Origin of the sequence: Paeniclostridium hominis (genome assembly GCF_014306135.1) — a bacterium.
GTDB classification, from domain to species: Bacteria; Bacillota; Clostridia; order Peptostreptococcales; family Peptostreptococcaceae; genus Paraclostridium; species Paraclostridium hominis.
The window spans coordinates 1-20,170 of the sequence record NZ_JACRWD010000013.1; the positions used below are offsets into that span (position 1 = coordinate 1).

General features: G+C 27.2%; 19 protein-coding genes. 3 read left to right on the forward strand and 16 right to left on the reverse strand.

Annotation, left to right across the window (positions count from 1 at the left end; all coding sequences use genetic code 11):
- Positions 1–285: 285 nt before the first annotated feature.
- Together H8891_RS14460 and H8891_RS14465 are read right to left on the reverse strand one after the other, a co-directional pair.
- Positions 286–588, reverse strand: a complete 303-nt coding sequence (locus H8891_RS14460; RefSeq protein ID WP_187006948.1) for a PTS sugar transporter subunit IIBC — start codon at positions 586–588, stop codon at positions 286–288.
- Between the two features lie 130 nt (positions 589–718).
- On the reverse strand, positions 719–928 hold the full coding sequence (locus H8891_RS14465) for a hypothetical protein (RefSeq protein WP_187006949.1): 210 nt from the start codon (positions 926–928) through the stop codon (positions 719–721).
- A 308-nt stretch (positions 929–1,236) separates the two neighbouring features.
- On the opposite strand from H8891_RS14465, the gene H8891_RS14470 reads away from it, so the two are divergent.
- Both H8891_RS14470 and H8891_RS14475 read left to right on the forward strand, forming a co-directional pair.
- On the forward strand, positions 1,237–2,277 hold the full coding sequence (locus H8891_RS14470; RefSeq protein ID WP_187006950.1) for a YdcF family protein: 1,041 nt from the start codon (positions 1,237–1,239) through the stop codon (positions 2,275–2,277).
- Positions 2,278–2,604: 327 nt separating this feature from the next.
- Positions 2,605–3,381 (forward strand): CPBP family intramembrane glutamic endopeptidase, encoded by a 777-nt coding sequence (locus tag H8891_RS14475; RefSeq protein WP_187006951.1) that lies wholly within the window; start codon positions 2,605–2,607, stop codon positions 3,379–3,381.
- Positions 3,382–3,461: 80 nt separating this feature from the next.
- Here the strand turns inward: H8891_RS14475 and H8891_RS14480 are convergent, their stop codons facing one another.
- From H8891_RS14480 to H8891_RS14530, 11 genes are all read right to left on the reverse strand, one after another.
- On the reverse strand, positions 3,462–4,829 hold the full coding sequence (locus H8891_RS14480) for a cation:dicarboxylate symporter family transporter (protein ID WP_187006952.1): 1,368 nt from the start codon (positions 4,827–4,829) through the stop codon (positions 3,462–3,464).
- A 103-nt stretch (positions 4,830–4,932) separates the two neighbouring features.
- Complete coding sequence (locus H8891_RS14485; protein ID WP_187006953.1) at positions 4,933–5,268, reverse strand: winged helix-turn-helix transcriptional regulator; 336 nt, start codon at positions 5,266–5,268, stop codon at positions 4,933–4,935.
- 211 nt (positions 5,269–5,479) lie between these two features.
- Positions 5,480–6,352, reverse strand: a complete 873-nt coding sequence (locus H8891_RS14490; RefSeq protein ID WP_187006954.1) for an NAD(P)/FAD-dependent oxidoreductase — start codon at positions 6,350–6,352, stop codon at positions 5,480–5,482.
- 22 nt (positions 6,353–6,374) lie between these two features.
- Positions 6,375–6,692, reverse strand: a complete 318-nt coding sequence (trxA, locus tag H8891_RS14495; protein WP_147548171.1) for a thioredoxin — start codon at positions 6,690–6,692, stop codon at positions 6,375–6,377.
- Positions 6,693–6,981: 289 nt separating this feature from the next.
- The gene (gene rpsD, locus H8891_RS14500) at positions 6,982–7,581 is read right to left on the reverse strand and encodes a 30S ribosomal protein S4 (protein WP_147548172.1); all 600 of its coding nucleotides are present in this window, start codon (positions 7,579–7,581) and stop codon (positions 6,982–6,984) included.
- A 437-nt stretch (positions 7,582–8,018) separates the two neighbouring features.
- Entirely contained in the window at positions 8,019–8,522 is a 504-nt protein-coding gene (gene nrdG / locus H8891_RS14505) for an anaerobic ribonucleoside-triphosphate reductase activating protein (RefSeq protein WP_187006955.1), read from the reverse strand.
- Positions 8,523–8,538: 16 nt separating this feature from the next.
- The gene (nrdD, locus tag H8891_RS14510) at positions 8,539–10,668 is read right to left on the reverse strand and encodes an anaerobic ribonucleoside-triphosphate reductase (RefSeq protein WP_187006956.1); all 2,130 of its coding nucleotides are present in this window, start codon (positions 10,666–10,668) and stop codon (positions 8,539–8,541) included.
- A gap of 616 nt (positions 10,669–11,284) precedes the next feature.
- Positions 11,285–11,680 (reverse strand): D-ribose pyranase, encoded by a 396-nt coding sequence (rbsD, locus tag H8891_RS14515; protein WP_187006957.1) that lies wholly within the window; start codon positions 11,678–11,680, stop codon positions 11,285–11,287.
- Positions 11,681–11,691: 11 nt separating this feature from the next.
- Complete coding sequence (gene rbsK / locus H8891_RS14520) at positions 11,692–12,600, reverse strand: ribokinase (RefSeq protein ID WP_187006958.1); 909 nt, start codon at positions 12,598–12,600, stop codon at positions 11,692–11,694.
- Between the two features lie 40 nt (positions 12,601–12,640).
- A complete protein-coding gene (locus H8891_RS14525) occupies positions 12,641–13,468 on the reverse strand; it encodes an MIP family channel protein (protein WP_187006959.1) in 828 nt (275 codons plus the stop codon).
- Between the two features lie 29 nt (positions 13,469–13,497).
- Entirely contained in the window at positions 13,498–14,502 is a 1,005-nt protein-coding gene (locus H8891_RS14530; RefSeq protein WP_187006960.1) for a LacI family DNA-binding transcriptional regulator, read from the reverse strand.
- 402 nt (positions 14,503–14,904) lie between these two features.
- Here H8891_RS14530 and H8891_RS15540 point away from each other — a divergent pair, with 402 nt between their 5' ends.
- The gene (locus H8891_RS15540; RefSeq protein ID WP_330606244.1) at positions 14,905–15,795 is read left to right on the forward strand and encodes a C39 family peptidase; all 891 of its coding nucleotides are present in this window, start codon (positions 14,905–14,907) and stop codon (positions 15,793–15,795) included.
- A 52-nt stretch (positions 15,796–15,847) separates the two neighbouring features.
- Here H8891_RS15540 and H8891_RS14540 read toward each other — a convergent pair whose 3' ends face one another.
- The 3 genes from H8891_RS14540 to H8891_RS14550 form a co-directional block, all read right to left on the reverse strand.
- Complete coding sequence (locus H8891_RS14540; RefSeq protein WP_187006961.1) at positions 15,848–17,239, reverse strand: glutamate decarboxylase; 1,392 nt, start codon at positions 17,237–17,239, stop codon at positions 15,848–15,850.
- An 83-nt stretch (positions 17,240–17,322) separates the two neighbouring features.
- Entirely contained in the window at positions 17,323–18,735 is a 1,413-nt protein-coding gene (gadC, locus tag H8891_RS14545) for a glutamate:gamma-aminobutyrate antiporter (protein WP_147548177.1), read from the reverse strand.
- Between the two features lie 251 nt (positions 18,736–18,986).
- Positions 18,987–20,170: glutamate decarboxylase (locus H8891_RS14550; RefSeq protein ID WP_187006962.1), on the reverse strand; the 1,184-nt coding region annotated here is incomplete at its 5' end.

Consider the following 20,170-nt stretch of genomic DNA (forward strand, 5'->3'; position numbering starts at 1 on the left):
AAAGTTGTCCATCGCTCAGCTATCATTATCTGAATATCTGGCTTGGTTGTTTGTTGTTTAATTCTTTAAAAAGAATTTTTATAATTAACCTACTGTTTAATTTTCAAAGTTCATTTTGTTTTGCCCTTTTCTTAAGGACAAGTAATACTATACCATCTCATTTTAATGTCGTCAACACTTTTTTTAAACTTTTTTATTTTTTATTTTTTATGCCTCTTACTTTTATCTCTTAAATTCAAAATAGGGTGAGTATATAATAGCAATACTCACTCTATTTTAAATATACTAATTGTTTAAATCTGCTATTATATCTTTTATGACTTGATCAGGATTATTTATAGATATGCTAGGCTCTACCTCATAATATTCAACATCTATAAATCTCTCTATCTCTTGTATATCTTCTATACTACGGTTTAAAGTAAATAAAACTGCCTTAGCTGACTTTATATCTTCTATTGATATTTTATCTATTATATCATTTCCTTTTTGGATTTCAAATTTAACATTATATCCTAATTTATTAGCTTCTTCTCCTAACTTATTTGCACATTCTGTATTTTCACATATAACTACTATATTATTCATAGATTCTACCTCATTTCAAATATTATATCTATTTTCACTTATTCTATTTTATATCATAAACATTATAATTTTTAAATAAGTTTAGATTAAATAATAAAGGTCATTTCCATTTTGAAATGACCTTTATTATTTAATCTAAATCTATATCTATATGATTATTCTTTTCAAAGAAAACTTTAAGAGCTATTATTATAATATTTGAAAATGTAAAAGTTATAGCAACTAATTTAAAAAATGGTTCTTCAGATATATGTAAATTATCACTAAAATACATATATACATAAGCTATAATAAATACAATAACTACATTTAAAGAAATCTTAGCAATACTTTTAAACAATATACCTAATCCTCCTAAATATAAATTTATATTTCAATTATATTATATCATAACGCCTATTATTTTTATAATTTTCTCAATCTTTAAAATTTTTATATATTAATTACTTTTTATAAAATATTATAACCTAATCAAATCTCCTTCTCGCTTCATTAATCAATAACTTACTATTACACACCTTATTTTTTAACATTGACTCTACATTATTTATTAAATAATTTATACCATGTTTTTATTTTGGGGTATACTACGCTATAATGATAATTTAAAATCATTATTTATAAATATAAAATATTTAGAGGTGTAATATGTATTTATTTTTTTTAATTTTAACCATACTTAGTTTTTCTGTGTTTATAATTTCTTATATAAGCGATAAAAGAAGACTTATAAATGGTTTATTATTTAATATAGTTATATTCGTAGCTATTTTAGATATAGCTTATATTGCTATATCTACAGGAAATATAATTTTACTAATCTTTTTATCATTGACTTTTGTACTATTTTTGATAATTTTGGTATTTGGAATCTACGTACTTATTATTGTTTTATTTATAAATGCAAGAATTGTTATGAAAAGAGAAAGCAAAAGTTTATCTAATTTATTAACTTTGTTTTTAGGTTTAGCTCTTGTCATACATGTAATTTGGACTATAGTTTCTCCTTCAAGATTCTTTTCAAGTGATGTAAATGTATTCTTACAAGGGTTTGCTTTAATTGAAATTTATTATGTATTTAGCATTTTTAATTTCTTAATGATTTCTTTCTTGTATACATTTAGTAAACCAAAAACAAATCAAGATTTCATAATAGTACTTGGAAGCAGAGTAATAGGCGATAGAGTTCCTCCACTACTTGCTAACAGAATAGATAAAGCAATTGAATTTTATAACAAACAGTCTAAAGTTAGTAACCCTCCAAAAATTATATTTTCTGGGGGTAAAGGTCCAGATGAAGAAATTGCCGAATCTATAGCTATGCAAAATTATGCAATAAAAAAAGGAATACCTGCTGAAGATACCATTGCTGAAGATAATTCAACTAATACTTTGCAAAACATGAAATTTTCTAAGAATATAATGGATAACTTAATGCCTAATGGATACAATAGCATTTTTGTCACTAATAATTATCATTTATTTAGGGCTGGTCTTTATGCTAAAATGGCAGGTTTAAAAAGTCAGGGCTTAGCTTGCAAAACTGCGTTATATTTCATTCCTAATGCGTTAATAAGAGAATATATAGCTATAGTAGTAATGAACAAAAAACGTCATATTATTGTTGTATCTATAATACTGTCTTGTTCATTTATACTAGCTGTACTAAACCATATTTTTCTTACTTAATAGTTTTTAATAAAAATGCCTAGAATATATTCTAGGCATTTTTATATCTTCACTATCAATTCTTATCATATCTTTTCTATTAAAAATATATAATTAAAAATTTAATATATATTTTTAAGGCTATTTATATGCTTTTCATATATAAACACTGTAATATCCATTAAACTATTTGTTAATAATATGAAGGATATATTTTTAATATATATGTAAATATATTTTTAATGTTTTTTAAATTTAAACAAATTCATTTGACATTGTATTGTACTTTATATATTGGTATTATTACAATATAATTTATACATTTATATAAATTTGGAGGTTACTAAAATGATTATATCCAAAGAAACTAAATACTTTTTTTCAATTATAATAATCATTTGTACTATATCTTTTAGTGTCACTATACCGTGTACTCAATTACACTTACTAAAGTATGGATCTCCTATATTTATGATATTTTATGGCTTGTCTGGATATTCTCCTGCTATTGCTGGTTTTTTGGTTAAAAAGAAGTTTTGTTCAAAATCAGATTTTAAAAAATTCATTTTAAGCTGTATAAATATCAAAAAGAGTTTTAGAGAATATTTATATGTTATATTCACAGCTTTAATCCTTTGGACTATACCATATATTGTCGTAAATTTTTTTCGTGATAAATATATACTTTTAAACTATTCATTAATATTTTTAAGTTGGCTAACTCCTATTATGATTTTAGGTGGTGGACTAGAGGAGATAGGATGGAGAGGATTTTTACTTCCAAAACTGCTGCTTAAATATTCTCCTATAAAAAGTTCATTAATCATAAGTATAATTTGGTCAGTTTGGCATTTGCCTTTATGGTTTATAGTTGGTTCACCACAACAACATTTGAACTTCATACCATTTGCTTTAAGTTGTTTAGCATCATCATTTGTTTTGACCTTTATATATACTCAAACTAACAGCATTTGGTTATGCATATTATTTCATGCTCTAGATAATGCATGTTCTTATGTATTTAAATATTCAGTTGATATGGATATAGTAATATCATCTGTTACAGCAATAGCAGGTCTCGCTATATTGTATTTTTCTAACAAGTGTTTAAAAAATGATATTTAAATTTATTTAAATACCATTTTTAAATTTACATATTTACATGAAAATAGACTAGAATAATTATTCTAGTCTATTTTTATAAATTACTCTATAGCATCTTTATCTATCTCATTAAAAGAATTTGCAACTGCTATAGTTGAAGCCATACTTCCATTTACATTAAGCATAGTACGCCCCATATCTAATATAGGATCTATTGCAAGTATACCTCCCAATAAAGGAAAGTATGCTCCCATTCCCATACCTGATATAACTACTGAAACTGACATTGTAGCTGTCCCAGGTATACCAGCTATACCTAAAGAACTTATAGTTATTACTATTAATAACATTACATAAAAGCTAAAATTCATTGTAGTTCCTGACATATTGGCTACAGTTACTGCCATTAATGCTGGATATATACCTGCACACCCATTCATTCCCATGTTAGCTCCTAAACTACCAACAAAACTTGATATTCCTTGATCTACTTTTAAATTATCTGTCAGTGTTTCTATAGTAACTGGTAAAGTACCTAAGCTTGATCTTGATGTAAATGCTAATATAAGAGGCTTAGATACATTCTTTAAATATTTTATTGGATTTATACCATTTATTGATATTATTATTAAGTGTATAACAAACATTATAGCTACACTTATATATAATGCCAATATGAAATCTAAAACACCTAATATTGAAGATATACCTCTATCTACTATAGATGTCGCCATCAACGCAACTACTGCATAAGGCATTAATTTTATAACTGTTATAGATACACTTATTATTATTTTATAAAATGCTTCAATTAAATCCACAAATGGCTTAATTGTATCAGCATGTTTTTTACTAAGTCTTTTTATTGCTATTCCTATAAATGTAGCAAATATAACTATAGCAACCACATTAGCTTTAGCCATAGCATCTACTGGATTTGATGGTAGTAATCCTCTTAGAGTATCAACTATAGGAGTTACCTCTCTCATCTTGTCAGTATGGTTTAAAACTTCTTGTCCTACACCTAATTTAAACAAGTTACCAACTATTATAGCTACTGTTGCAGCTATAGCTGTAGTACCAAGTAACATTATTACGGTTCTAACGGTTAACTTTCCTAAGTTCTCACCATCTTTTAAATTCATTATTACTCTTACAATTGATACAAATACTAGTGGTACTACTAGCATTTTTAAAAGATCCATAAATCCATATCCAAATAGTCCATACCACTTAGATACTTCTGTTAGCCAAGTTATTTTTGTAGGATCACTTGGGAATCCTGCTATATATTGAATTATTAGTCCTAATCCAATTCCCATTACTATTGATAAAATCATCAATTTAGTAAAGTTTAACTTTTTGCTTAGCTTGTTGACTATAAAGAATAGTCCTACTAAGATTCCTATTGATAACACTGTCAACCAGTTTGTTATCATAATAAATTCTGAAAAAAATGTGTAATTCATGTCTTCCTCCTTATACTTTTTGCAAAGTTAAAGGCTTTGCTTGTTTATATAATATAACAAGCAATTATATGCATATCAACTAGTCACTTTTTGGTAACTCCATTTAATCTTCAGTGTATATAGCATTTTCTTTACTCCAATCTATCATTTTTGTCATAACATTTAATAACATTAATCCTGATTTACTTAAATAGTAAGTTGATTCTATGTTATTGTTTATTAATTTTTTCTCATTTATAACAAGCTTATGTTCTATCAATAAATCTAATTGTTGAATCAACATCTTCTTACTACATCCATCTATACTTCTTTGGAGTTCTCCAAATCTTATCTTATTATCATTTATTGACCACACTATTTTAGCTACCCATTTTTTCCCTAATACATTAAATAATTTTTCTATTGGACAATTACACGTCATATTACTCACATTATGCACAAATCTATCCTCCTGAGTTTGTAACGTTAATATACTATTTATAGTTTATATACTAGATTATAATATCGAAATTATTTTGTCCAATTTTGATTATTATGAATTTTATATACAAATATTTAACTATAGTTTTTTTCAATACTTAATAACAAAAAAATAACCCCTTAAAGTAAGTTTTACTTTAACCTCACTTTATAGGGTTATTTTTTTATTATTATTTCTTTGATTCTATTTTATTTATTCTTAATTTATCTAATTGAGATATAGCACTAGATACTGCCATTTGACCTTGTCCAGCTGACTTAAGGTATTGATATGGCTTACCTGCGCAGTCTCCTGCTGCATATAATCCATCTATATTTGTTCTCATTTCTCTATCAGTTTTTATATGTGGTCCTTCAACCTCTAATCCTGGAACCATATAGCTTGGTGAAACGCTATCTTTCATAATGAATACTCCATCTACATCCAGTTCTCTTTCTTTTAAAATTAGTTTGTTAACTAATTTTTCTCCTTGTATTTCTACAGGTTTATCATTTATTATTTCTATAGAAGAATCTAACTTATTATCTAAATTGTACATTGGTATATAATACACCTTTGATGCTATTTCACTTAAGAAATTTGCATCTTCTTCACCTTCATGATTATAACCTATTATCGCAACAACTTTATCTCTATATAATCCTGCATCACATGTAGCACAATACCCTACACCTTTTCCTAGATATTTGTCTTCACCTTTTATCATTTTTCCATATTGTACACCTGTAGCTATAATAACAGTTATTGCTTCATAAGTTTTATCTCCAACTGCTAAAGAAAAATAATCACCCATGCTATAAACATTATTTACTCTTTCATAGGTTATTTCTATACCCATTTCAGTTATATGATGTATAAATTTATCTTTTAATTGTGCTCCACTTACATCATAAATACCTAAATAATTATCTATAGATGGTGCTTTAGCAAGCTTATCACTTCCGCTTCCAAATAGTATTATATTTTTGTTTCTTATTTTAGCATTTATTGAAGCTGCTAAACCTGCAGGACCATCACCAACTATAGCAATATCATACCTCATATTTCGTCATTCCTTTCTAGGTTTATATATGCGCTTTTACCATATCTTCTAACTTTTGCTTTGGTATAAATCCTACTAATCTTTCAGCTTCTTTTCCATCTTTGAAAACTATAACTGTAGGAACAGTACTTACTTCAAACCTTCTAGCTAACTCTAAACTTTGATCTATATCTACCTTTAAAAACTTCGCATTATCTTCCATATCTTGACCTAGTTCTTCGAAAACTGGAGATAGCATTTTGCATGGTCCACACCAAGTTGCAAAAAAGTCTACTACTGTTGTTTCTTTTGAATTTTCTACTTCATTTACAAATTCTTCTGTATTTATTATTCTGCTCATTATTTTTTCTCCTTAGTATACTTATTTTTGTAAATTTAATATATCAATATTTTATATCTATAACAATTAGTTACTTATTTGTAACTAGGTTATAATAATATTATTACCTTTTTACAATTTACCTTGTATTTATTTTTAACAAAATAAAAAAAGAATATAATTTAATATATTTCCTTTTTATCATTATTAATTTATGCATTTTTTAATATAATATAAAAAAGTGTAGACAATTTCTTGTCTACACTTTAAATATAAATATAGACTAATTGAGTTTATATTTATATTATAATTACTTAAGCTTAGAATAAAATTCTACAACTAAAATATCATTTATCTCTATTGGAACTTCATTTCTTTCAGGTATTTTAGTAAGAGTACCTGAGAAATTCTCTATATCTTTACTTAAGTATGGGTATTGGCTAGTAGCATTTTGTTCGAAACTAGCTTTAAACATAGAGTTCTTTTGAGATTTTTCTCTTAAAGATATAACCTCTCCTACTGAAACTCCATAAGAAGGTCTATCAACTTTTTTTCCATTTACTAAAATGTGTCCATGAACAACCATTTGACGAGCTTGTCTTATAGAACTAGCTAATCCTAATCTATAAACTAAGTTATCTAATCTACATTCTAGTAATTGAACTAATACAGTACCTGTAGCTTCATCAGATTTCATAGCTTTTTTTACGTAATTTGAAAATTGTTTTTCTAATACTCCGTAATAAGCTCTTAATCTTTGTTTCTCAAGTAATTGTAGTCCATAAGGTGAAAGTTTTTTGTCAGCTCTAGAAGTACCTCTAACTGCTCTATCCATCGCTTTTGGATGTCCACATACGTTTAGTCCTAGTCTTCTACATTGTTTAAATCTAGGTCCCATCATTTTTGCCATAATTATCATCTCCTATAAAATCAGAAATTTGCCGCGATAATTTTAAGCCTGTATATAATATATCATAAATTTTGTTTTTTGTAAATGAATTTCATTATCATTAAAAAAGGTCACAAATAATTTTGTGACCTTTTTTAAAAATTTTTATTAATTTTTTAGATTAAATTATGAGTGTAAATAATTTGGCAATAAAAATTCTAAATGTTTTATACTTTAAGTAACGGACATTTTACTTTAAAATATTATTTGCGTGCTGAATTTTAGAATTTTAGTGCTTCATCAATTCGTAGAGAAACTAAGCAATTTCTCCATCTGAAATAAGTATAACATAGTAATTTTATTTTGTAAATGAAAATAAATATCATTTTCATATAAATTTTATAATAAAAGCTAATCTTACACTTATTAAAGTATTTGATTAGCTTTTATTTTTATAATTAACTTAATTTATATAATATCACAGCATCATCTTCTAGATATCTTTTTACATCTATAACTCTTTGATTAGATGAACCTCTTAATTTTATAGATAAGTTTTTTCTATCTTCTTCAAACTTACCATCTATTAATATATCTATATAATTTAAAATTTCTTTTTGAATATCATCAAAATTTTCTATAGTATAGCCTGTCCATAAGTATATAAGTTTTTCTGGATAATGACGTTTAAATTCTTTACATAAAGTTATTACTCCTTCAACATTTTCAGGACATAATGGTTCTCCACCTAATATAGATAAATCTCGTTTTATATTATTTTTATTAATACTTTCTATAATATATTTTAGATCTTCTTGTGTAAATTCCTCTCCATCTTCAAAATTCCAAGTTTCTTTATTAAAACATCCTTTACAATGATGTGGACATCCTTGAGTCCAAAAAGACATTGTTATACCTAATCCATTGGCTATATCATTATCTTTTATCTTAGAAAATCTCATACTTATCACTCCAAACTTATAGATGTAATACTCTTTCTCCTATTTCTTGAGTACGGCCTTTACCCCACATATTTGCTCCTATATATCCACAAGTTCTTCTCATGACTTGCATCTCATTTTTATCTCTATTTCCACAGTTAGGACAATACCATTCTAAATCTTTGTCTAGTTTTATCTCACCTGTAAATCCACAAGTATAACAAATATCTGGTTTTGTGTTTATTTCAGCATATTGTATATTATGATATATATAGTTTATTATTTGTTCTACAGCTTGTAAGTTTTTGCTCATATCTGGAACTTCTATATAACTTATACATCCACCTAAACTTATATCATGGAATTGACTTTCAAATTTAAGTTTTGAAAAAGCATCTATTTCTTCGCTTACATGAACATGATATGAGTTAGTATAATACATTCTATCCGTTACATTTTTTATTTCTCCAAACTTTTGCTTGTCTATTCTACAAAATCTTGAAGTTAAACTTTCACCAGGAGTTCCATATAATCCAAATCCAAGACCTGTTTCTTCTTTCCACTTTTGACATGCATCATTTAAATGATGCATAACTTTAAGTGCAAATTGTTCTCCCTCTTTTGTTGTATGGCTTACCCCTAACATTGCTTGTGTCATTTCATAAACACCAACATAACCTAAAGAAAGAGTTGAATAGCCATTTTCTAGTAAATGATCTATTTTTTCTCCTTTCTTAAGTCTTGCAATTCCTCCATGTTGCCAATGTATAGGTGAAACATCTGATATTACACCCTTTAATAAGTTATGTCTAACCATTAAAGCTTCTCTACAAAGTTCTAATCTTTCATCTAGGATCTCCCAAAACTTATCCATATCTTTATTCGCTGTTAATGCTACTTGAACTAAGTTAAGAGATATAACTCCTTGATTAAATCTTCCATACCATTTATAATTTCCATTTTCATCTTTCCATGGAGATAAATGACTTCTACAACCCATTGGAGGGAATGTATTTCCTTCATAATTTTTTCTCATTAATTTAGCACTTTGATAATCTGGAACTAATCTCTTGGTATTACACTTAGCTGCTAACTTAGTGATATAATCATATTTTCCACCTTCTAAGCAGTTGTGTTCATCTAATAAATAAACTAATTTAGGGAATTCTTCTCCTACTTCTTGTCCTTTATAGTTTTTCATTCCTTCTAATCTTTGAAGTATCATTTCTTCGCATATTAAAGCCATCTCCCTTTCATATTCATTACCTTCTTCAATTTCTAGGTATATAGTTGAAAATGGAGATTGACCATTACTTGTGTATAACGTAGATAGTTGATATCTTATAGTTTGTATTCCGCTTTTTAACTCTTCCATCATTCTATCTTCTGCTAATTCTTTAGCTATTTCTTCTGAATATTTTTTTATATATTTATTATAGTACTTATCGTATGATACTCTTAAAAATGGTGCTATATGTTTTATAGTTATAGAGTTCCCACCATATTGCCCACTAGCTATTTGAGCTATTATTTGAGTAGTAACTGTGCATGCTGTAGTAAATGATTTAGGCGATTCTACTAATTTATTACTTATTACAGTTCCGTTGTTTAACATATCTTCTAAATTTATAAGCATACAGTTATGAATAGGTTGTATTGCATAATCCATATCATGATAATGTAATACTCCTTCGTCATGCGCATGCGCTATATGAGCTGGAATTAATTTTCTTCTAGCAATATCTTTTGATACTTCTCCAGCAATTAAATCTCTTTGTGTAGATGCTAATAATCCATTCTTATTTGAATTTTCATTTATAACATCTTCATTACTATTATCTAAAAGACCTAATATACTTTCATCCGTAGTATTATTTTCTCTTTTAAAAGATTGTACAGCTCTATACCCTTCGTAAGCTTTAGCTGTTAATTCATGCTTATGTTCTATTAAATTTTTATAAACCATGTCCTCAACTTGATAAACAGTTGGTGAAAGTAGTTCTTCAATACATTTGTTTTCTATTTCACTAGCTATTTCTTTAGCTATTTCTTCTTCATATATCCCACTTCCATATTTCATTGCTTTAAGTATTGCATTTTCTATTTTAACCTTTTGAAATTCTACAATACTTCCATCCCTTTTGATAATATTTAGTTGTTTTTTCATAAAACTCTCCTTTTGTCTAATACATCTTGATTGATTAAATTTTATTCTACAAAAGTATTGACTTTTATAATTTAATATTGTACATAACAATAAATTTTTATACCATATGTAGTAATCACATAGTACATTCTATACCATATATGGTATATATTCAAGCTGATAAATTTTTCAATTTTTTACCTTTTAGCCCCAAAATATAAAAGAAACTGCCTCAACACTACGGTTTAGAGATAGCTTCTTTTTTTAAAAATTTTATAATATTTTTTTATATATTATTTAATACCCATTCTAATGGATTATAATAAAAAATGTACTAAATTTACATAAATAAAATATATATTTTATAATTAATTTTTATATCTTCATATATATTATAAATTTCATTTCTAGCCTTTATATTGTCATCTAAATAGCTTTTATTAGTCTTATTGAATTCTTTTATTAAATTCCTATATTAACTTTTAAATACACCGCTTTCATTTTTAAAGAACTTTTTATCTTTTCTTATTAAGTTAAATTTAACAAATGTAATATAGTTATTAAAATATAAAAATAAAAAGCACTATCATTTTATATGATAATGCCTTTATTTTAGAAATTTCAATTCTTTATTTTCTTAAAATACAACTCCTGATTTTAATATTATATTTGAATATGGAGTAAATTCCCCTGTTCGAACTATTGCACTAGAATTTTTTGTAATACATTTAAATTCTTCATGCTTTACTTTTGTTATTTTTATATGAGGAAATTTCTTTAATATTTCTAAATATAAATTATTACTAACTTCCTCCATCTCATTAGCTATTATAATTTCTTCTACTTCCAATTCTTCCAACACTGTGTCTAGTATTTCTAAAAAAGTAGGTATTCCACGTTTTAATGCCAAGTCAATTCTTTGAACATCCTTTGGGATTGGAAGGCCACTATCACATATTGTTAATAAATCAGTATGCCCCATTTTAGCTATTACCGAAGATAATTCACTATTTATTAATTTTCCTTTTTTCATAATAGCCACCTTTAAAATTTATAGTTTAAAACTTCTTCTATTGTAGGTAGTGAAGTTTGTGCTCCTTCTTTTGTAACACATAAAGCTCCAACTCTTGACGCAAAATCTATAGCATCTTCTACATTTTTGCCTTGTGAAAGCGATACAGCAATTGCACCTGTGTAACTATCACCTGCTGCTGTAGTATCTATTGCATATACCTTATATGATTTTTTAAATATTTTATTTTCTTTATCTATATATAAACTTCCCTTAGAACCAAGTGTAACTATAAGTTTTTTTACACCTTTTTCAAGCATTACTTGAGCAGCTTTAAGTATATCATCCTCATTATTTATACTTACTCCACTTAATATTTCTAATTCCGTCTCATTTGGAGTTAATAAATCTACATTTTTTATAATATCATCACCTAACTTAACAGCTGGAGCTGGATTTAATATTGTAAATTTATCTAATTCCTTAGATTTTTCTAAAGCATATTTTATAGTATCTATAGGAGTTTCAAGTTGAATTACTACAACATTGCTTTCCTTTATAGCATCTATACAATTATCTATATCTTTTTGAGCTAATTTAAAATTAGCTCCTGGAGATACAACTATTGCATTTTCTGCATTTTTATCAACAGTTATAAGTGCTACTCCACTTGCACCTTCTTCTATTTGAATGTATTTAGTATCAACATTATTATTTTTTAGTTGATTTAATAAATTTTGTCCAAATCCATCACTTCCAACTTTGCCTACCATGCATACATTAGCTCCAAGTCTTGATGCTGCAACTGCTTGGTTAGCACCTTTACCTCCTGGAACTTCTTTAAAATTACTTCCAATTAAAGTTTGTCCTTTTTTAGGCATTTCATCTACATTTACAACTAAGTCCATATTAATGCTTCCTATAACACATATCTTATTCATTTTAATATCTCCAATCTAGTAAATCATTTATATACAGTAATTACACCGCTTCATTCATATAGTTTACTTGCTCTTTAATTTCATCTTTGCTTTTTAACTTTATAATCACTAATATAACAACTGTTAGAACTAAAAGCGATATAAGTCTAAAATCTATAACTCCCTCATATAATGCAACATATACCATAGCTGCTGTACTACCACCCATTATAGGTCCAATTATAGGAACCCAAGCATATGAAAAATCAGAATTACCTTTACCTACTATCGGTAATAAAAAATGAGCTATACGAGGTCCTAAATCACGTGCTGGATTTATAGCACATCCTGTTACTCCTCCAAAAGAAGTTCCAAGTACAAATATTAAAGCTCCTGCAATCAATGGCTTTAATCCATCTGTAAATCTATTTGTATCTAATCCATATGTACAAAATACTAAACCAAAAGTAACAAAATATTCACTCATAAAATTAGTAATGTTATTTCTTATAGCTGGGGCAGTTGCAAATACTTTTAATTTAACTTCTTCATCATCTGTTTCTTTCCAATGTGGTAAGTACTGTAAGTATACTAATAAAGCTCCAAACATTGCCCCTAAAACTTGCGCTATTATATATCCTGGAACTAGTCTCCACGAAAATGTTCCTCTTATAGCATTAGCTATAGTTACAGCTGGATTAAAATGTCCTCCACTTATGTCTCCAGATATATATACTGCAAGTGCAACAGCACTTGCCCAAGTAAGATTTATAGCCACATTTCCCGCTCCATAAGAACCAGATTTTTTTAGTGAGTTTCCTGCTAAAACTCCACAACCTAAAAATATAATTATTGTTATCCCTATAAATTCAGCTAAATATACATTCATTTTAACGTCTCCAATCTCCTAATTAATGTTTATATATTTTTAGTTATTTTTTCTGATCCTCTAGCTATCAAATATGGTTTTAAAACCACATTTTGTGTAGAGCATGGTTCAAATTCACTTACTTTCTTTTTTAATATCTCTAATGATATTTTTCCCATTTCCGATGTTGGTCTTGCTACTACACTTATATTTATTCCTACATAATTTAAAAACTCTAAATCATCAAATCCTAATAAAGATATATCTTTTCCTATATCTAAGTTATTTTCATTTAATGCGTTTATAGCTCCTAATAACATCATATTATTGCTTACAAATATAGCAGTTACATCTTTATTATTTTTGATTATATCATTTGTTATTCTATATCCAGATTCAACTTGAAAATCGCCTTCATATATATACTCTTCTTTTATATCTATATCATTTATACTTAAAGCTTCTTTATATCCATTTAATCTTTCTATACTTGGTTTAGTTTGTAATGGCCCAGTTATTATCGCTATGTCTTTATGATTATTATTAATCAACATACATACTCCATCAAAGGCCCCTTTTTTATCATCTATAAAAACTCCATCAAAATCACTATATATTAAATCTCTGTCTACTAATACTACAGGAACATTTAAACTTTTTAACTTATTAGCATATTTATTACTATTTTTTAAATCTCCTGAAGATGGTGTTATTATGATTCCATCTATATTAAGGTTTAATAATGAATCTAATATTTGAAATTCTTTATTTATATCTTCATTGCTATCAAAAGAAAATACATTATAGCCATTTTTTATTGCTTCTTCATTTATACCTTTTAATACATCTATAAAAAATAAGTTAGATAAATCAGGTAACAATACAGCTATATTTTTTATGTGTGAGTTATTATCATTGCCTTTTAGTTCTTTTATGGCATCTTTTATTATTTTTCTAGTTTCTTCTTTTACATATCCTGAATTATTTAGATATCTAGATACAGTCGCTATAGACACTCCAGACTTATTAGCTATATCTTTAGTTTTTAGATTCATATTTAAGCCTCACATTCTTTCATATATTTTACATATATTAACCATATTTATACTTTTTTACAAATATATATGATACCCTATATATTATATTTAACATATTTTTTATTATTATTTCAACTTTTTTTAATTTTCATTGGTTTTATAACAATATTATAATATAATATATCATTTTAAATTAAATATTCACTTTCATATTTTACATATTTTTTACATGTTTTTTTACATGTTTTAAATTTGTAAATAAATTTTATTACACAATTACACATTAATTAATTCATTTTTAATCGTTATTGTAAATGTACGTATATTATGACTTTGTAACATTTTTGTTATATTGTAGTGTATTTTAAAGTTGTATAATTAATATATTAAATTAAAACAGCAGTAAAGGAGAAAGCACAAGTGACTTACGCAAAAGGGAAACATAGTATAAAATCTAAAAATAAAAGTAGAAAAAATGTTACATATGTAGTTGTTCCTGTGGTTATAGCACTAGGTATATATGCAGGATATAAAGAAATTTCACATATGTTATCAAGTCCTTCTAAAAAAGTAGAACAAAAAGTTGTTCAATTGCCTCAAGAAATTCTTAAATCTAAAGATCCTGTTATTGAAAACTTAGTTAAACTAGCACCACAATACCCTCAAGTTTATGAAATATTAAAAGATACAAAACAATATCCAGAAGAATTTCTAGAACTAGCTTCTAAAAAACCTGAAACTATAAACTTTGTAGTTGATTATCCTAAACATAAAACATCTACAGATAATAATCCTATTGATATAAGAAATGATTACAAAAAAGGAGAGATTCCATTATTTATGCAATGGGATGAAAGATGGGGATATGATAAATATGGTCCAGACTTTTTTGCTATAAATGGATGTGGCCCAACTGCTTTAGCAATGGTTACAGTCGGACTTACTGGCAATACAAATATAAATCCTAGATACATAGAAAACTTTAGCAAGGAAAATGGATATTTAGTTAATGGAGTAGGTACTTCTTGGTCTCTAATGACTGAAGGAGCTAGAAAACTTGGTCTTAAAAGCAAAGTTATACCTCTAAGTGCATCAAGTATTATATCTACACTAAAAAAAGGTCACCCAATTATAGTAACTATGGGACCAGGGCATTTTACAAAAGAAGGTCATTATATTGTATTAACTGGAGTTACTGATGATGGTAAAATAAAAGTTAATGATTCTGATAGTAAAAAAAGAAGTAGTGAGACTTGGGATGTAGATGTATTTCTTAAGGAAGCAAAAAACTTATGGGCATTTAGCTTATAATTTAATACACATAAAAAATAACTATCTCCTTACAGAGATAGTTATTTTTTTATTAATGAGTAAATCCATATCTTTTATTTTCACTTTTTTTACCATGTACTAATACATTTGCATTATTTAAATCTTTTATAGCTGTATTTAAATCTCTTATAAATAATTCAGCCATATCATAACTTAAATCAGCTCTACATACTATACGTTGTATTATAACTTTGTCTAAATTAACTGGTAATGGATATGCAGGTATTTGCCATCCTTTCATTGCTAATCTATCTGCTAAGTCATATAATGTCCACTCAACTGCATCTTCATTTCTTAATCTATAACATACTATTGGTAAATTTTCACCATTATTGTATATTTTAAATAATCCTGTATTTTCTATTTCATTTGCTAAGTACATAGCTACATCTTTTGTACGTTGATGTATTTGTCTATATCCTTCAAATCCAAGACGTAAGAAGTTATAATATTGTCCTATAACTTGACTTGCTGATCTTGAGAAGTTTATTGCCATTGTTGGCATTGTTCCCCCTAAGTAACTTACTTCAAATATTAATTCCTTTGGTAAGTACTCTTCATCTTTCCATATTACCCAACCTATACCTGGATAAACTAATCCGTATTTATGTCCTGATGTACTTATTGATACTACATTCTTTAATCTAAAGTCCCACTCAAGTTCTGGATTTATAAATGGTGTGAATAATCCTCCTGAAGCGGCATCAACATGTATTGGTAAACTTATTTTAGCTGTTTTATTATATTCTTCAACTACTGCATCTAATGCTTTTATATCATCAAATTTACCTGTATATGTTATACCTAGTAATGCTGCTATACCTATTGTATAATCATCCACATAATCTAAAACTTTATCTATATCTAAGCTCATATGCTCTTCATCCATTGGTACTGTACGCATTTCTATATCCCAGTATACACAGAATTTTTCCCAACAAACTTGATATCCTGATGATACTACTAAGTTTGGTTTTCTCTTAGTTACATCTATACCTAATTTTTCTGCTCTATTTCTCCATCTGAATTTCATAGCCATACCACCAAGCATACATGCTTCTGATGATCCTACTGTTGATGTTCCTATATAATTCATATCTTTTGGTGCATTCCATAAATTAGCTATCATATCAACACATCTATTTTCCATTTCTGTTGTTTGTGGATATTCTGATTTATCTATTGCATTTTTTTCTAATGTTTCTGCCATAAGTTTAGTTGCTTCATCTTCCATATATGTTTGACAGAATGTTGCTAAATTAAGTCTTGCATTTCCTTCATTCATTAATTCATCTTTTATTAGTCTGTATGCTATGTTTGGAGCAATAGAATCTTTCCCTATTACATCCTTTGGAATATTAGAGCCAGACTCTATTGTCCCAAACACTGGTGTACTATAATCGTCTTCTTTTTTAAATAACATTGTAAAAACCCTCCTAAAATCTTATGCTGTTTATCTATTGTATTAATTTTTAAATAGTTATCTGTTGTTATTTATAGCTAATTTTATTTCTTTTTAGTTGATATTGAATATATTACAAATGGTATTAATATAGTTATAATAAAACTTATACTTAATATAGTTAAATATTCATGTACACTCTTTCCACTTAATTGACTTGGTGGAACAAATGATATAGCTAATGCAAACACTGAAGTTAATAAACCACATGCTGCAACTATTAGTTTAAATATTTTTCCTCCAGGAACATTGTAAGAACGTTTTAAATCACCTTTTTTAAGTACTAATACAAAATAACCTATAAAGAATAATAAATATCCAACTAAGTATATAACTACTGTTAATGATATAGCTGTAAGGAATGATACATTATTTCCTCCACCACCAAAAGTAAGTACTGCTGCCCATATTGTAACTATTACTCCTTGTACAAAAACTAAGTTAACTGGAACATCGTGTTGATTAGTTTTTGCAAGAGATTTAGGTAAAATACCTTTTTGAGCTGCTGCATACATACCTCTTGAAGGTCCTACAACCCATGCACTAACTTCACCCATTACTCCTAATGCTAATAATATAGCTATTAATTTTACAAGCCATGTAGAATTACTACTGAAATGTAATATTAAAACTTTAAATGTTTCAACTACACCTGAACTTAAACTTAAATCTCCTTGTGGAATTACAGCTGCAACTGTTAATCCACCTATAGTATTTAAAATTATCGCTAAAACAACTAACATAATCATAGCTAATGGATAGTTCTTTTTAGCATCTTGTAATTCATTTACGTGAGATGCTGATGCTTCAACACCCATATAAGCAAGTATAAATGAAACAAAAATAACTAATGTGTTTACTTTTGAAAAGTCAGGTACAAAGTATTTTGCTCCTATTTTTACATCTATAGGATTTCCTTGTACTATATAAGCTATTGATAATACAAATAATATTACTGCAGGTATTGCTATACCAAAAATAAATCCAGCTTTTGCTATTTTAGCTGTGTTTTTAGTACCACCTAATTGTGAGAATGTTAATCCCCAAAATATTACTAAAACTCCTATGAATTTTATTAATGGAACACTATTTAATGAATCCCAATTAAATATGTATGAAACACATCCTAATATAAAATAAATCATTGTTACAAATCCAACTGTTATTTGAAACCATTGAAAAAATATTGCCGCAAATCCAAATCTTTCTCCTAATGTATTTCCAACCCATGCGAATATTCCGCCTTCTTGCCATCCGTCAACTGTTGCCATTTCTGCTGCACATAATGCAACTGGTAAAAACCATAAGATACCACCTAATAAAAGGAAAAATACTAAATTAAACCCTGATGTTGCAAATGTTGGGTATTCATAGACCGTCATAACCATTGATGCAGTCATTGCGAAGAATGCAAATAAACTAAGGGAATTCCTTTTAGCTGCTTTTTCGTCTTTCATGTCAATCATCTCCTAGTATATTTAATTTTCCACAACGTAAATTATTCTAGGCCTATAATAAATCGTCGTTTTGTACACTGTATATATACCCCTTATGTCTTTGATTAAACAATTTTTGCAAAAAAAAATTCACCAAAAATAATTTTGCAATAAAAAAATCATAACCTTCATTTTAACAAACAATAAAAAGAGTCTTAGTATTTTTAAAATACTAAGACTCTTTAAGATTGTGTTTAATTTTTATTTAGTTATTAATGAGTAAATCCATATACTTTATTTTCTGTTTTTTTACCATGCATTAATACATTTGCATTATTTAAATCTTTTATAGCTGCTTTTAAATCTCTTATGAATAATTCAGCCATATCACGACTTAAGTCTGCTCTACATACTATACGTTGGATTATAGTGTCTTGTAAGTTTATTGGTAATGGATATGCAGGTATTTGCCATCCTTTCATTGCTAATCTATCTGCTAAGTCATATAATGTCCATTCAACATTAGCATTATCTACTAGTCTATAACATACTATTGGTAAGTTTTCACCATTATTATAGATTTTAAATAATCCTGTTTTTTCTATTTCATCTGCTAAATACATAGCTACATCTTTTGTACGTTGATGTATTTGTCTATATCCTTCAAATCCAAGACGTAAGAAGTTATAATATTGTCCTATAACTTGACTTGCTGATCTTGAGAAGTTTATCGCCATTGTTGGCATTGATCCACCTAAGTAACTTACTTCAAATATTAATTCTTTTGGTAAGTACTCTTCGTCTTTCCATATTACCCATCCTATACCTGGGTAAACTAATCCGTATTTATGTCCTGATGTACTTATTGATACTACATTTTTTAATCTAAAATCCCATTCCATATCTGGATCTATAAATGGTGTAAATAATCCACCTGATGCAGCATCAACATGTATTGGTACTGTTATTTTAGCTGTTTTATTATATTCTTCAAGTAATGCATCTAATGCTTTTATATCATCAAATTTACCTGTATATGTTATACCTTGTAATGCTACAACCCCTATTGTGTAGTCATCTACATAGTCTAGAACTTTATCTATATTTAAGCTCATATGTTCTTCGTCCATTGGAACTAAACGCATTTCTATATCCCAGTATACACAGAATTTTTCCCAACAAACTTGGAATCCTGATGATACTACTAAGTTTGGTTTTCTACTTGTAACGTCCATTCCTAATTTTTTAGCTCTATTTCTCCATCTAAACTTCATAGCCATACCACCAAGCATACATGCTTCTGATGATCCTACTGTTGATGTTCCTATATAGTTTAGATCTTTTGGTGCATGCCATAAATCAGCTATCATATTAACACATCTATTTTCCATTTCTGTTGTTTGTGGATATTCTGATTTATCTATTGCATTTTTTTCTAATGTTTCTGCCATAAGCT